Here is a 13245-nt window from a genome sequence, read left to right on the forward strand (position 1 = left end):
TACACCTTGTGGCATGGCCCATATTGACCCCCAGATAAAGCCGCAGCCCGTTATCCGACAGCTGGATGATGCTGCAATCAACCGCATCGCCGCAGGCGAGGTGCTGGAACGTCCCGCCTCTGCCGTGAAAGAACTGGTTGAAAACGCTGTTGATGCGGGTGCCACGCGCATTGAGGTCGTGATCGCCGATGGTGGCAAAACCCTGATCCGCGTCACCGACGACGGCTGCGGGATCGCGGCACATGATCTACCGCTTGCTTTATCGCGTCATGCCACGTCGAAAATCGACGGCTCCGATCTGCTGAACATTCATTCCTTCGGGTTCCGGGGCGAGGCATTGCCGTCGCTTGGCGCGGTTGGCCGTCTGACCATCACATCCCGCGTGCCGCCTGAAACCGCAGCCCGCATCGCGGTGGCTGGCGGCGTGACAGAACCAGTCGCTCCCGCCGCGCTGAACAACGGCACCGTCGTTGAATTGCGCGACATGTTCTATGCAACGCCCGCCCGCCTGAAATTCCTTCGGACCGATAGGGCAGAGGCGCAAGCCGTCGGCGACGTCATCAAACGTCTCGCAATGTCCGAACCGTTCATCACGTTTATCCTGCGGGATGCGTCCGGCGGTGATCAACGCACCACATTCCGCGCTGATGCGGAAACAGGCGATCTGTTCGACGCGCTGCATGGACGGCTTCGGTCCGTCCTTGGCCGCGAATTTGCCGAAAACGCCATTGCGATTGATGCGGAACGCGACGGTTTCCACCTGACGGGTTACGCCGCACTGCCGACCTATTCGCGTGGCGCGGCCATTGCGCAATTCCTGTTCGTCAACGGGCGTCCCGTGCGGGATAAAATGCTGCTTGGTGCGTTGCGTGCCGCCTATATGGACGTGCTATCGCGTGACCGTCATCCGGTCGCCGCGTTGTTCGTCGATTGCGACCCGACGCTCGTCGACGTCAACGTGCACCCCGCGAAATCAGAGGTCCGTTTCCGCGATCCCGGTGCAGTACGCGGCTTGATTGTGTCTGGCCTACGTCACGCGCTCGCGGGGGCAGGGCATCGCGCGTCGACCACGGTCGCAGGTGCCACGTTAGGCGCAATGCAGCCCGAACAGGTCGCACCCCGCGTCTACCAAATGGACCGCCCGTCTTTCAGCGCGCGATCCATGACGTTCCAAGCGCAAGCCCCACAACCGATGGCAGGGTTCGCCGAACCATCCGCGCGGTTTGAACCAGTGGAAGAGGTCGCGACACCAGTTCGCCAAGACCTACCGCTTGGCGCTGCGCGCGCGCAGGTCCACGAAAACTACATCATCGCGCAGACTGAAACTGGCATGGTCATCGTCGATCAACACGCTGCCCACGAACGGTTGGTCTATGAAAAACTGAAGACGCAAATGGCGGAAAACGGGGTCGCGGCGCAGGCGCTTCTGATCCCCGAGATTATCGAATTTTCAGACAACGAAGTCGCGACCCTACTGGGCTTTGCCGAAGAGCTGACAAAAATGGGTCTCACTATTGAGGCTTTCGGCGGCAACGCCATCGCCGTGCGCGAAACGCCCGCAATCTTAGGCGAAATCAACGCAGGCAAACTGCTGCGCGATATCTTGGACGAACTGACCGATCAGGGCGACAGCACGCAGCTCAAATCGCGTATTGATGCCATCCTGTCTCGTGTGTCATGTCACGGGTCTATCCGGTCGGGCCGCCGTATGCAGGCCGATGAAATGAACGCCCTGCTGCGCGAAATGGAAGCGACGCCTATGTCGGGGCAATGCAACCACGGCAGACCGACCTATGTGGAGTTAAAGCTCAGTGATATTGAACGTCTGTTTGGTCGCACATGATTGAAATCGCAGGACAAAGTTACGCATTTGATGACCCACGGTTGATCGCTGCGATCATTGGTATATTGATCATCGTTGCCGTGCTGTGGTTGCTGATTTCCTCAGCACGTAAGGCCACGCAATCCACGTTGCTTGTGCAAGATGTTGCGGCCCACATCGGGCGTTTGTCCTATGATGTGAACGCGCTGGCGCAGGGGCAAAGCCAGCTGTCCGGCAATATCCAAACCGTCAGCGATGCACAGGCAAACGCGCAGGTCCGTGTGATCCAAACGATGGAAACGCGGCTGGCAGAGGTGCAAACGCAGGTCGCTGATCGTTTGGCCGAAAATGCGCGGCGCTCCGCGATGAGCCTCTCCGAAATGCAGGAACGGATGAAAGAATCCCTTGCCGGATCATCCGAAAAAACCACCGAAAATCTTGCGAAACTCCAAGAACGGCTCGCGACAATCGATAAGGCCCAGACCAATATCGAAAAACTGTCTGGCGATGTTTTGTCGTTGCAAGATATCCTGTCGAACAAACAACGGCGCGGCATGTTTGGCGAAATCCAACTGACCGACATCGTGTCAAAGGCGCTGCCGTCCGACGCCTACGCGCTGCAAGCGACGCTATCCAACGGGAAACGCGCCGATTGTCTTGTGCATCTGCCGAACCCACCGGGCCCCATCGTCATCGACGCGAAATTCCCGTTTGAAGCCTACGAAGCCTACGCCGCCGCCGAAACCAAACCGCAACAGGACGCAGCGCTGCGCGACCTCGGCAACGCGGTGAAGGTGCACATCAAAGCGATCTCGGAAAAGTACATCATCGAAGGCGAAACCGCCGACGGCGCGATTATGTTTCTCCCGTCCGAGGCAGTCTATGCCGAATTGCACGCGCGTCTGCCGCAGGTCGTGCGCGAAGGCTTCAACGCCCGCGTCTGGATCGTGTCGCCGACGACCTGTATGGCGACGCTGAACACGATGCGGGCGATCCTGAAAGATGCGCGGATGCGCGAACAGGCAGGCGAAATCCGTAAGGCACTGCGTCACCTGCACCGCGATGTGGAAATCATCGGCGAAAAGGCAAGCAAGCTGGAAACCCATCTGCGCCAAGCGGGCGACGACGTGGCTGGCGTGCTGACGGCCGCGACCCGTGCTGGTAAACGTGCGGACAGGTTGGACAACTTTGACTTCGAAGAATTGGCACCAGACGCTGATCCAAAGGTGGTTCCTCTTGCGCCGCCTGATCCCTAGGGTCATTGTGCACGTAACGCATGTAAAGGAACAGCTGCTATGATCCGTTTGATGTCCGCCGCATTGGCAACCGCGACGCTTGTCGCATGCACAGATGGGCAGGCTTTGCCGGAACGGATTGATGTGCCGGCCCAAGCCAGCCGCACCTACGCAGAGCTTTTCCAAGACCAGCCATTTGACACCGCATCTATCAGCGTAGTCGCGACAGAACGAGGCCGATTTGGCCGCGATATCCTGCGGACGTTCGAATTGCGGCCTTGTCAGAACGGCGCACACGTCTGCGGCACACGCACGGGATCGGTGCAACAAACACCGGATTACTACGTGGTCACTGGGGCTTACCCGGGCCGCACATTCCATCTGTCACCGGGCGGTGACGGATATATGCAATCAGCGGCAGGCACTGCTGTTGTTGCTTGGAACTAAGGCTTAGATACCAACGAACCGCTGGGCCAGCCGTGGCAGGAAACCGTTAAATTTCAACGGTGCGTCGCTTGCGGCAAGGCAGATGCAATCCATTCCGTCTTCGGCAACAGGCGTGTGATGCAGGTCTTCGTTCGCGACCTCGATATCACCTTTGCCAAAGCGGTCATGTTCGTCTTTGAACGCGCCCTGCAAAACAAGCGTCAGCTCCGTGCCACGATGCCCATGATCCGGAACAGCGGTGCCCGCAGGAATGCGCAGCAACCGGACCGATGCGTCTTTGGATGTCTTCAAAACAGCCTGACTGACGCCGCCGCCAATTTTGCGCCATTTCACGTCGTCGATATTGCCCGATATGTATTCTTGCAGCGGCGTTGGGAAAATGCTGCTGGTCCGCGGGGTAGGCACGTTAACGGGCGCGTCTGGTTTAGCGCTTATCTTTGCCATGACCGCAGCAAGGCTGTCTTCCGCCATGTCCACAGCATCCACGCTCTCCACCACAGCGCCACCCACAGCATCAAAGCTGGCAAGACGCGCGCGGCATTCGTCGCAAAGTGAGATATGCGTCGCCACCACCACGTTGAAGGCTTCTGGCAAAGCACCAGCAGAATAACCCATCAACAGGTCATCCGTGAGGTGATGTTTAATCGTCGTCGTCATTACGTGTCCGTTCATCCTATGGCGTGGCGCAGGCGGTCCAGCGCTAGCCGTATACGTGATTTGATAGTGCCCAAAGGCAAGCCGGTTTGGGCGGCAATTTCGCTATGCGTCAATTCGCCATAGTAAGCTTTTTCGATCAAAAGCCGTTGTTTGTCTGGCAGGTCCGCGATGGCCTTGCCTAAAATCTCTGTTTCTTGCTGAAGCGCGATGGCGTCAGCCTGATCAGGGTCCGCTTCGGGCCCCCATGGGAGGTCTTCGGGTTCAACCCGCCGCTGTTTGCGCAACAGGTCGATTTTGCGGTTCCGCGCGATCGTAAAGATCCACGTCGACACGCTGGCCTTGGCTGGATCAAACAAATGCGCTTTGCGCCAAAGTGTGACCATGACTTCCTGTGCGCATTCTTCGGCCATGTCCGCGCTGGCGCCCGACTTCATCAAGAAGGATTTCACCCGCGGGCCAAAATGGGCAAACAATTCGGCAAATGCCGCTTTGTCTTGTTGATCACGCACTGCGGTCAATTGCGGCACCCAAGCTGCGCGTTTTGCGGCCTTTTCGTCTTGCACTTGTCTCGCTTTCGTCCTGATCGTCCGCGCAGAAACGACGGGCGTCGCCGCCGCAATAACTGCATCGTCAGGTTTGGCCGAGGGGGTGATCGTGGTCAACATATGATTATTACGACGGCGCGTTCAGTTTGGATCACAGGTCGGGACAATTTTTTCGCAGTCTCTTTTGGACAGTATAATTGGACCGTCTTTGCGTTATGGTCGTCCGAAGTCGCACGAAAGTCTGCGGGTCAACTGAAACTCATCCAGTTGCGCATTCGTGTCGTACTAAGACAAAGAAAACCCGCCGGGAGCACTATACACCAATGCCATTTGAAACTTCGACGACCACGCCACGGAAAATTGCCGTCATCGGCGCTGGCATTTCCGGAATGGGCGCGGCCCATGCGCTTGCGAAAAATCATCAAGTTGTCTTGCTCGAAGCGGAAAACCGGCTTGGCGGGCATGCGCGATCCAAAATGGCTGGCAGGCAGGGGGATCAGGCCGTTGATACGGGCTTCATCGTGTTCAACTACGCCAATTACCCAAATCTGACCGCGCTGTTTGACCACCTTGAAGTGCCCGTTGTGAAGAGCAACATGAGCTTCGGCGCGTCCTTTGGTGGCGGGCGCATGGAATACGGGCTGGCCAGCGCCAACGCGTTATTCGCCACGCGATCCAACATCGTGAACCCGAAATTCCTGCGCATGGTGCGCGACATCCTAAAGTTCAACAAAGACGGGCTTGAGGCATCAAAAGAAGAGGGCCTAACCATCGGCGGTCTTCTCGTGAAGCTTGGTTTGTCCGACTATTTCGCCGACCATTATCTGCTGCCATTTTCAGGCGCAATTTGGTCGACACCCAAAGAAAAGATCATGGATTTTCCTGCGAAAACGATGATCCAGTTTTTCGACAACCACGCATTGATGTCCGCCAATGGGCAGCATCAATGGTACACGGTTGAAGGCGGCAGTCAGGAATATGTGCGTCGTTTGGGGGCGTCTATGTTTTCGCGCGGCGTGGAAGTCCGCCTTGCATCGCCGATGCACGCTGTTCGCCGTACGCCCGTAGGCGTCGATGTGAAGGTCGTGGGTGGCGACTGGGAACACTTTGACGAAGTCGTCTTTGCCACACATTCCGACGACACGCTCGCGATGCTGTCAGACGCGACAGAGATGGAACAAAAAACGCTTGGTGCGGTGAAGTACCAGCCGAACAAGGTCGTTTTGCATTCAGATACAAACATCATGCCAAAGCGCCGCCAGACGTGGTCGTCGTGGATTTATTCCGAAGAAGCCGGTAAAACATCCGACCAGATCGACCTGACCTATTGGATGAATTCGCTGCAACCGTGGCTGACTGAGGATCCGCTTATGGTGACGTTGAATACAACCCGTCAGATTGACGAAAGCCTGATCTGGGACGAGGTCACATTGCGTCATCCGGTCTATGATCTGGCCGCTATCGAAGCACAGAAACAAGCCGCCGCAATGAATGGATCGAACCGCACATGGTTCTGTGGGGCATGGATGAAAAACGGGTTCCACGAAGACGGGCTTGCCTCGGCTTACGACGTCGTCACAGCGCTGAACGCGATTGACCGCGCTCAGATCGCAGCAGAGTGACACGTATCGATCATATCGCAGGCGAAACCTACCATGGCAGGCGGGGCGCAGTGAAAAATGCGTTTCGCTATTCCATCGACTACGTGCTGATGGATGCCGACGCGGCGGTGAAAGGCCCTGCGCTGTTTGCACGCAATGGCGCGAACCTGATGTCGTTGCAAGACAGCGACCATGGCGGAAAACCCAAGGCAGGGATTGGCGCAGATTGGGTACGTGATGTGTTGGCGGCGCATAAGATTGAACTGACCGGACGCATTGACCTGCTCGCGCAGCCACGGCTGTTGGGGCATGTGTTTAATCCGGTGTCATTTTGGCTGTGCTACGACACTACAGGCACCTTGCGAGTCGTTATCGCGGAAGTGTCCAACACCTTTGGCCAGCGACATTCCTACCTGTGCCATCACGACGACATGCGTGAAATCACGAAGAACGAAACGCTGTCAGCGACCAAGATTTTCCACGTGTCCCCGTTTCAGCCAATTGAAGGCGGCTACACCTTCCGGTTCGATATTACCGATGATCACGTCCATATCGTCATCGACTATACGCGGGGCAACGGCGGGTTGATCGCAACGCTCAAAGGCGATCGCAAACCGCTGACCAATGCATCCATCCTGAAATCTGCCATCCGTCGTCCGTTTGGGTCGCGCCGCGTGCTGGCGCTAATCCATTGGCAAGCGATCAAACTGTGGTGGAAAAAAGCGACGTTTCGACCTTGCCCCGAACCGCTCGACCACGACGTCAGCCAATGACCCGTCTACCCGCCTACAGCCTGTTTGCCGCCGTAATCAACGCGGCTGGCCTGCCGATCTATATCTACGCACCGAAGCTTTACGTTGATAACTACGGCGTAACGCTGGCTGCCCTTGGCACGATGCTATTCGCGCTGCGCCTGTTCGACGTGATCCAAGATCCAGTGCTGGGCTGGATCAGCGAACGCCTTGGCCGTGCCCGCCCCATCGCCGTGGGCTTGGCAGGGGCTGTCCTTGCGATTTCGATGATCGGGCTGTTCGCTGTCAAACCACCGATTGCGCCGCTCTATTGGTTCGGCCTCACACTGCTTGGGCTGTTCTCTGCCTTTTCTTTCCTCACCATAAATTTCTACTCGCAAGGCATCGCGAAGGCAGGCGATGATCCCAAAGGCCACGTCAAACTCGCGGCGTGGCGGGAAACGGGGGCGTTGCTAGGTATCTGCGTCGCAGCCGTCGCACCAACGGTTCTGATGGGCTACAGCTTCGATGCCTTCACGGCATTTGCTTGGGGTTTTGCAGCCGCGACGGTCGCCGCGATCTTGTGGATGTGGCCCGAATGGTCAGGACGTGTGCAAACAGAACCCACGCCGATCCGTACGATCTGGAACGATGCACAGGCGCGGCGCCTACTCCTGCTCGCGCTGGTCAACGCAACGCCGCTTGCGGTCTCGTCCACGCTCTTTCTGTTCTATGTGGAAAGCGCGCTGGGCGCTGTCGGCTGGGAGGGCGCGCTGCTTGTCCTGTTCTTCCTTGCCGCTGCTTGTTCATCGCCGCTGTGTTCAAAACTGGCGGGGCGATATGGTGAAAAGCCTGTTCTGCTGGCGGCAATGACCCTCGCAATCATCTCTTTTGGATATACTTACACTTTAAGCACCGGCGATGTGATCCCTTTCGCGATTGTCTGCGTACTATCAGGAGCGACCATAGGTGCGGACCTCACATTGCTCCCTGCCATGTTCGCAAAACGAATGAGTGTGATCGCCCCGAACGGCGGCCAGGGCTTTGGGCTGTGGTCGTTGGTCAGCAAATTTACGTTGGCTTTCGCAGCAGTGGTTCTGCTGCCGTTGTTGGAAGGTGCGGGGTTCCAATCGGGTGGGCAAAACCAACCTGACGCGGCGATCAAGACGCTAGTGGTGCTTTATGCGCTGGTGCCGTCTACATTGAAACTGGTGGCAATCGCCTTGTTGGCGGCCACCAAACTGGAGGATTAAACGATGTCGTTTCTTCCCTACGTTCTAATCGGTGCGGGCCTCGTGTTGGCGGCCATGGTCCTGAAATCGCGCTACGTTTCATTTTGGGCGCAAAAGCCCGAAGACTATGCTGGTCATGGACCACAATTCGACATTCGCGAAACCCTGAACGGGCCAATCGTCTGCGAAGGCATGATTTACGGGCCAACGGGCAAGGTCACGTCACGTTTCACTGCGGACTTTGTCGCGTCTTGGGACGGCAATGTGGGCGTGATGAAAGAGGTGTTTCATTACGACAGCGGCAACGTCCAGAACCGTGAATGGAAATTGACCTTGGGCAACGACGGCGCGATCAAGGCGGAAGCCCCTGATCTTGTGGGTGCCGGACACGGGCAACAAAAGGGATCGGCGGTTTTGCTCAACTACCGGATCAAACTGTCCGAAGAGGCTGGCGGTCATGTTTTAGATACGACAGACTGGATGTATCTGATGGCGAACGGATCAATAATGAACCGGTCCCAGTTTCGTAAGTTTGGCATAAAGGTCGCGGAACTTGTCGCGACGATGCGTCCCGCAGATGGCGCACGACCAATGATTGCAGGAGAATAAGACGTGAGTGAGTGGCAGGGAAAACGGTATTGGCTGGTTGGCGCAAGCGAAGGGCTCGGACGGGCCGTCGCACATAAATTAAGTGCAGCGGGCGCCGAGGTCATCGTCTCTGCCAGATCCGAAGATCGGCTAAAGTCACTTGTCGAAGAACTGCCTAGCAAAGCGTCCTATGTCACCGTCGACGTGTCAGACCGCGATGCCGTTGAAGCGGCGGCAAATCAGATCGGCGATATCGACGGCGTTGTCTATTTGGCTGGCGTTTATTGGCCGATGAAATCCAGCGAATGGGACAACGAAAAAGCCGACATGATGGGCGAAATCAACTACCTCGGCGCATCACGCGTCGTAGGCTCGGTTGTGAAGAACATGATGGCACGTGGGGCAGGCCATATCGTGCTGACGGGGTCTTTGTCAGGCTTTCGTGGTCAAGCAGGTGCAATCGGTTATTCCCCGTCAAAAGCGGGCGTTATGGCGTTGGCTGAAAGCATGCATGCCGATCTGCACAAAACAGGTGTGCGGGTCCAGCTTGTGAACCCCGGTTTCATCAAAACGCGTTTGACGGAAAAGAACGACTTCCACATGCCGTTTATCATGACGCCGGAAGAAGCCGCAGACGAAGTCTTCGATCACATGAACACCGACGGGTTCAAGAAAAGCTTCCCGCTCCTGTTTTCATGGATCTTCCGCGGGTCACAGTTCCTACCCGATTGGATATATTATCGTCTCTTTGGAGCGAAATAGGGCAAAAGATCACGAAACTAGCCATAATCGCGTCTTATTTACGGATCATTAACTAAGGGTGACGATTCTCGTCGCTGCATTGGGGATTGATGACATGACGCTACTTCGCAAGATTTCGAACGCCATTGGCTGTGCTGCAATTGCTTTGGCTCTGCCGATGTATGCAGGTGCGACCGGGCCGGTCGACGCGATTGTGGCTACAGATTTCGTAAGCTCCGGACGTGTCGTAAATCACGTGCCTGACATGTCAAAGGCGGACCAAGCCCAAGGGCGCGCCGCGATATGGGCGCTGACAACGCAAAGCCATGCGCCTGCATGTGCGGACGATGATGCGTGTTTCGGCACATTCCAGACGGGCGCGCAGTAACGCGCGACACCCGTCGGCGTTTCCATCAGCTTAGCTGATGTTTTCGTCAAACGTGGCTTTCGCACGTCCCCAAACACCCTGACCCAAATCATCCAGCCCCATCAGGTGCGGCAACAGCTGCCCTGCGAAATCTTCGCTACTTTCGCGCGGTAGCAGCGACGGCAGGTTATCAATCGCCATCACGTCCAACGGTGGATCGTCGTGCACACGCAGGTTCGGCGCAGCCCAAGTCGTCGCTTGGTCATAGACCTTGATCGGTGAAAAATCGCTGTCCGGATCACAGGCAATATCGCCAATCACTGTCAGTTTACGTTCATCCGTCGGGGTGGTCGCTGGTACAAACACGGGTGTGCCGGGGCGGGCCAAAATGCAATTCAGGAAAATGTCGTGCTGGAGGACTTCTGGGAACGGCCCGCCGCTGGCCGTTTCGGCCATGTCCCAACCGACAACACGCAGGCCCAACGCATGACACAAATCGGCAGCACCTGTGCCGACACGCCCCAGCGCCCCAATGATCAACGTTGATGGGGTGTGACCCGCAAGGGCCGTCTTGATCCGGTCCTGTAAATCTAGCGCATCCTTGACACCCTGCACATCAACCTGAACGCCGCCAACTTGTTGCGCGGCCCATGCCAGCAACGACATCGCAGCACCCGCATAGCCTGCCCAATACCCAAACGCGGCGATCCGGCGACCGTCGGGATCAACAAGATATTCCAGATCAAAAAGCGTACCACCACCCGCCTGAAACCGATCAAGCAGAACGCGACCGCTTGGCTGACCCTTATAGGCATGACCAAACATAATGTGGCGATGACGCAGGGGCGTGCCGTCTTCGGGCAATTCTTTCAGACCAAAGATGATCGCGTCATCAGGCGCGTCTGGCCAACTGCCTGCGGCGGCGGTCGCGCACCCTGCGGTCACATATTCAGCCGTAGGGATGCAGCGATCATCGCTGTCCTCGACCGTAATTTGATATCCCGCCGCAATCATCTGGGCAGCACCATCGGGCGTCAGCCCAACGCGCGTTTCATGGGCACGTGGTTCTGCGCGTAGCCAAATATGGGTCATAACATGCCTTTCGCGATGACGGCCTGAACGGACGGGCGGGTTTTCATCATATCGACGAAGGCGGACAGCTTTGGATAGGCTGCAAGATCAACACCGTCACCAGGCACCCAAGACAGCACCATAAACAGATAAGGATCAGCAAGGCTAAAGTCCTTGGTCACAAAAGGATCAAGCGCCAGCATCTCTTCAAGATATGCGCATGACGCGGCCATGGTTTCAGAGACCTTTGCGGTCATATCATCAAAACTGGACTGTTGATCGGCCCAGCGATGCCCCCGCATTTTATGGGCGTGGTTCACATGCATCGTTGACGCCAGATAGAACATCGCTTCGCGCATACGCGCTGTCGCCATCGGGGTATCAGGGATCAACTGACCGCTTGTTTCCGCGATGAATTCAAGGATCGCACCTGTTTCGGTCAAGGTACCTGCAGCCGTGACCAAGGCCGGCACACGGCCTTTAGGGTTCACGCTCAGATACGGTTCTTTCGCCTGCGCGCCGCTTGCGAAATCGACGGCAACCGCGTCGTAGGCAAGACCCACTTCCTCAAGCGTAATTGCCACAGCGATTGATATCGTTTTGGGGGCGTAGTGTAGCGTCAACATGGGCGGTCCAATCAATAATGGGTGCGGGCGGTCAGTCGGTCAGCGTGGTCCAAATGCGGTGAACTGTTAAAGGTGGATACCAACGGCCCATGATCCGTCACATGAATGCGGTGCACAGATGTGTTCAGGATCGGCAGTGCGATACGGGCCATTTGCGGAATATCCAGACCAAGGATGCGGGACACCGACTGGGCAATGATCCCGCCAGACGTGACACACAAAATCCGACGACCGGGTTGTGCGGCCATATCCATCACGGCCTGCACACGATCGGTAAAATCTTGATAAGTCTCGGTTCCCTTGATGTGGCCGTCTTTCCACGCAGACAGTGTCGCAGGGAAATGGGTCACGAAATCCTCGGGCGATGTGCGGGTGGTTTCGGGTTGATGGGCGGCCATTTCGTCGGTCAGATCGTAATAGGCGATCTCGTTCAACCGCTCGTCTACGGTCACGTCAGTAAACCCCATACCGGCGGCTGTTTCTTTCTGACGGCGCAGCGATCCGCTGAAGATGGCGTCAAAGGGGCCATCATGTGCGTGGATCCATTCACCCAGCCATTTGGCCTGCTGGTGACCCAATTCCGACAGTTTATCGTAGTCGATTTCATTGTCCGCAGCAGAGTTCGCCTGCCCGTGCCGCACCAGTGTAATTTCGCCCATAACAATCCCTTTTTGTCGCAAGGCCAGAGGTAGGGGGTCTGACTCAACTTGGCAATGTGTGTGGTGATCTTAGGCTTTGGTGTCAGGGTAGGGGCGCACGAAAACCCATTTGTCGCCCTCAGACAGGTCCGGATCAAAGGCATATCCGCCCGTCGTGAAATCCTTCACTTGTTCGGCATCGGTTGCGCGTTCTTCGGTCAGAAAACGGGCCATGGCACCGCGTGCGCGTTTTGCAAAGAACGACACGATGCGGGGCTTGTCGTCTTTCACTTCCATAAATTGGGGGGTGATGACGCGCAGCTTCAGCGCCTTGCGGTCCGCAGCCCCGAAATATTCCTGCGATGCGCAATTGACCAAGGTGTCGGTGTCCAACGCATCCGCCTGTGCATTCAGCGCCTTTGCGATGTCGTCACCCCAGTAGTCGTACAAAGACTTGCCGCGCCGCGTTTTCAAACGGCTACCCATTTCCAGACGGTAAGGCTGGATCGCATCCAGTGGGCGCAACAATCCGTACAGACCGGACAAAATCCGCAAATGATCTTGGGCCCAATTCAGATCGTCGGGTTCCAGCGTCTTCGCCTCTAACCCCTGATATGTATCGCCGTTGAACGCCAATGCAGCAGGCTTTGTCATGTCCGGCGTAGGCTCTGCTGCGAAGGCGCGAAAACGGTCGCGATTCAGGCGCGCCAAGTCGTCAGAGATGCTCATCAGATCGCGCAAACCGCCCAATGTCAGGTTCTTGGCGGTCTTTGACAACCGCACGGCGTCCGCCTGAAAATCCGGTTGCGTGACCGTAATGTCGACGGGATCCATGTCCAGTGATTTGGCGGGCGAAATGACGGTCAACATGGCGCATGTTCCTCTGGCAGCGGGCGTTGGCGTAGATGTATCACGCAGGTTCGCGTTGACCAGTCCAGCGGTTC

15 protein-coding genes are annotated in these 13245 nt (G+C 56.8%); 9 read left to right on the top strand and 6 right to left on the bottom strand.

The features are described 5' to 3' along the window. Positions 1-13: 13 nt before the first annotated feature. The 3 genes from mutL (at position 14) to K3729_04270 (ending at position 3504) form a co-directional block, all read left to right on the top strand. Positions 14-1843 (top strand): DNA mismatch repair endonuclease MutL, encoded by a 1830-nt coding sequence (gene mutL, locus K3729_04260; GenBank protein ID UWQ99999.1) that lies wholly within the window; start codon positions 14-16, stop codon positions 1841-1843. Then, positions 1840-3078 (top strand): DNA recombination protein RmuC, encoded by a 1239-nt coding sequence (rmuC, locus tag K3729_04265; protein UWR00001.1) that lies wholly within the window; start codon positions 1840-1842, stop codon positions 3076-3078. The genes mutL and rmuC overlap by 4 nt, the downstream gene beginning before the upstream one ends. Before the next feature lie 105 nt (positions 3079-3183). Beyond that, complete coding sequence (locus tag K3729_04270; protein UWR00942.1) at positions 3184-3504, top strand: hypothetical protein; 321 nt, start codon at positions 3184-3186, stop codon at positions 3502-3504. Positions 3505-3507: 3 nt separating this feature from the next. On the opposite strand, the gene K3729_04275 is transcribed toward K3729_04270, so the two are convergent. Both K3729_04275 and K3729_04280 read right to left on the bottom strand, forming a co-directional pair. Beyond that, positions 3508-4161: a ChrR family anti-sigma-E factor gene (locus K3729_04275; GenBank protein ID UWR00002.1), complete on the bottom strand. Its 654-nt coding sequence runs from the start codon at positions 4159-4161 to the stop codon at positions 3508-3510. Between the two features lie 11 nt (positions 4162-4172). Continuing rightward, positions 4173-4826, bottom strand: a complete 654-nt coding sequence (locus K3729_04280; protein UWR00003.1) for a sigma-70 family RNA polymerase sigma factor — start codon at positions 4824-4826, stop codon at positions 4173-4175. A gap of 203 nt (positions 4827-5029) precedes the next feature. Here K3729_04280 and K3729_04285 point away from each other — a divergent pair, with 203 nt between their 5' ends. From K3729_04285 to K3729_04310, 6 genes are all read left to right on the top strand, one after another. After that, positions 5030-6328, top strand: coding sequence for an FAD-dependent oxidoreductase (locus K3729_04285; GenBank protein UWR00004.1), 1299 nt, complete (start codon positions 5030-5032; stop codon positions 6326-6328). Next, positions 6325-7080 (top strand): DUF1365 domain-containing protein, encoded by a 756-nt coding sequence (locus K3729_04290; protein UWR00005.1) that lies wholly within the window; start codon positions 6325-6327, stop codon positions 7078-7080. Before K3729_04285 ends, K3729_04290 begins: the two co-directional genes overlap by 4 nt. Further along, positions 7077-8291 (top strand): MFS transporter, encoded by a 1215-nt coding sequence (locus K3729_04295; GenBank protein UWR00006.1) that lies wholly within the window; start codon positions 7077-7079, stop codon positions 8289-8291. Before K3729_04290 ends, K3729_04295 begins: the two co-directional genes overlap by 4 nt. A 3-nt stretch (positions 8292-8294) precedes the next feature. Beyond that, positions 8295-8879, top strand: coding sequence for a DUF3833 domain-containing protein (locus K3729_04300; protein UWR00007.1), 585 nt, complete (start codon positions 8295-8297; stop codon positions 8877-8879). A 3-nt stretch (positions 8880-8882) separates the two neighbouring features. Then, positions 8883-9620: an SDR family NAD(P)-dependent oxidoreductase gene (locus tag K3729_04305; protein UWR00008.1), complete on the top strand. Its 738-nt coding sequence runs from the start codon at positions 8883-8885 to the stop codon at positions 9618-9620. Positions 9621-9714: 94 nt separating this feature from the next. Beyond that, the gene (locus K3729_04310; protein UWR00009.1) at positions 9715-9987 is read left to right on the top strand and encodes a hypothetical protein; all 273 of its coding nucleotides are present in this window, start codon (positions 9715-9717) and stop codon (positions 9985-9987) included. 30 nt (positions 9988-10017) lie between these two features. Here the strand turns inward: K3729_04310 and K3729_04315 are convergent, their stop codons facing one another. From K3729_04315 to yaaA, 4 genes are all read right to left on the bottom strand, one after another. After that, complete coding sequence (locus tag K3729_04315) at positions 10018-11058, bottom strand: saccharopine dehydrogenase (GenBank protein ID UWR00010.1); 1041 nt, start codon at positions 11056-11058, stop codon at positions 10018-10020. After that, entirely contained in the window at positions 11055-11663 is a 609-nt protein-coding gene (locus K3729_04320; protein ID UWR00011.1) for a glutathione S-transferase family protein, read from the bottom strand. The genes K3729_04315 and K3729_04320 overlap by 4 nt, the downstream gene beginning before the upstream one ends. An 11-nt stretch (positions 11664-11674) precedes the next feature. Continuing rightward, positions 11675-12322, bottom strand: a complete 648-nt coding sequence (locus tag K3729_04325) for a histidine phosphatase family protein (protein ID UWR00012.1) — start codon at positions 12320-12322, stop codon at positions 11675-11677. A 69-nt stretch (positions 12323-12391) separates the two neighbouring features. After that, the gene (gene yaaA / locus K3729_04330; GenBank protein ID UWR00013.1) at positions 12392-13171 is read right to left on the bottom strand and encodes a peroxide stress protein YaaA; all 780 of its coding nucleotides are present in this window, start codon (positions 13169-13171) and stop codon (positions 12392-12394) included. Between the last annotated feature and the right edge of the window lie 74 nt (positions 13172-13245).

Source organism: Rhodobacteraceae bacterium S2214 (genome assembly GCA_025141675.1).
Lineage (GTDB): Bacteria > Pseudomonadota > Alphaproteobacteria > Rhodobacterales > Rhodobacteraceae > Yoonia.

Coding starts and splice junctions, on each gene's coding strand:
- K3729_04310 (UWR00009.1), top strand. CDS start 9,715: ATGACGCTACTTCGCAAGATTTCGAACGCCATTGGCTGTGCTGCAATT.
- K3729_04325 (UWR00012.1), bottom strand. CDS start 12,322: ATGGGCGAAATTACACTGGTGCGGCACGGGCAGGCGAACTCTGCTGCG.
- K3729_04320 (UWR00011.1), bottom strand. CDS start 11,663: ATGTTGACGCTACACTACGCCCCCAAAACGATATCAATCGCTGTGGCA.
- K3729_04280 (UWR00003.1), bottom strand. CDS start 4,826: ATGTTGACCACGATCACCCCCTCGGCCAAACCTGACGATGCAGTTATT.
- K3729_04285 (UWR00004.1), top strand. CDS start 5,030: ATGCCATTTGAAACTTCGACGACCACGCCACGGAAAATTGCCGTCATC.
- rmuC (UWR00001.1), top strand. CDS start 1,840: ATGATTGAAATCGCAGGACAAAGTTACGCATTTGATGACCCACGGTTG.
- K3729_04300 (UWR00007.1), top strand. CDS start 8,295: ATGTCGTTTCTTCCCTACGTTCTAATCGGTGCGGGCCTCGTGTTGGCG.
- K3729_04275 (UWR00002.1), bottom strand. CDS start 4,161: ATGACGACGACGATTAAACATCACCTCACGGATGACCTGTTGATGGGT.
- K3729_04315 (UWR00010.1), bottom strand. CDS start 11,058: ATGACCCATATTTGGCTACGCGCAGAACCACGTGCCCATGAAACGCGC.
- mutL (UWQ99999.1), top strand. CDS start 14: ATGGCCCATATTGACCCCCAGATAAAGCCGCAGCCCGTTATCCGACAG.
- yaaA (UWR00013.1), bottom strand. CDS start 13,171: ATGTTGACCGTCATTTCGCCCGCCAAATCACTGGACATGGATCCCGTC.
- K3729_04295 (UWR00006.1), top strand. CDS start 7,077: ATGACCCGTCTACCCGCCTACAGCCTGTTTGCCGCCGTAATCAACGCG.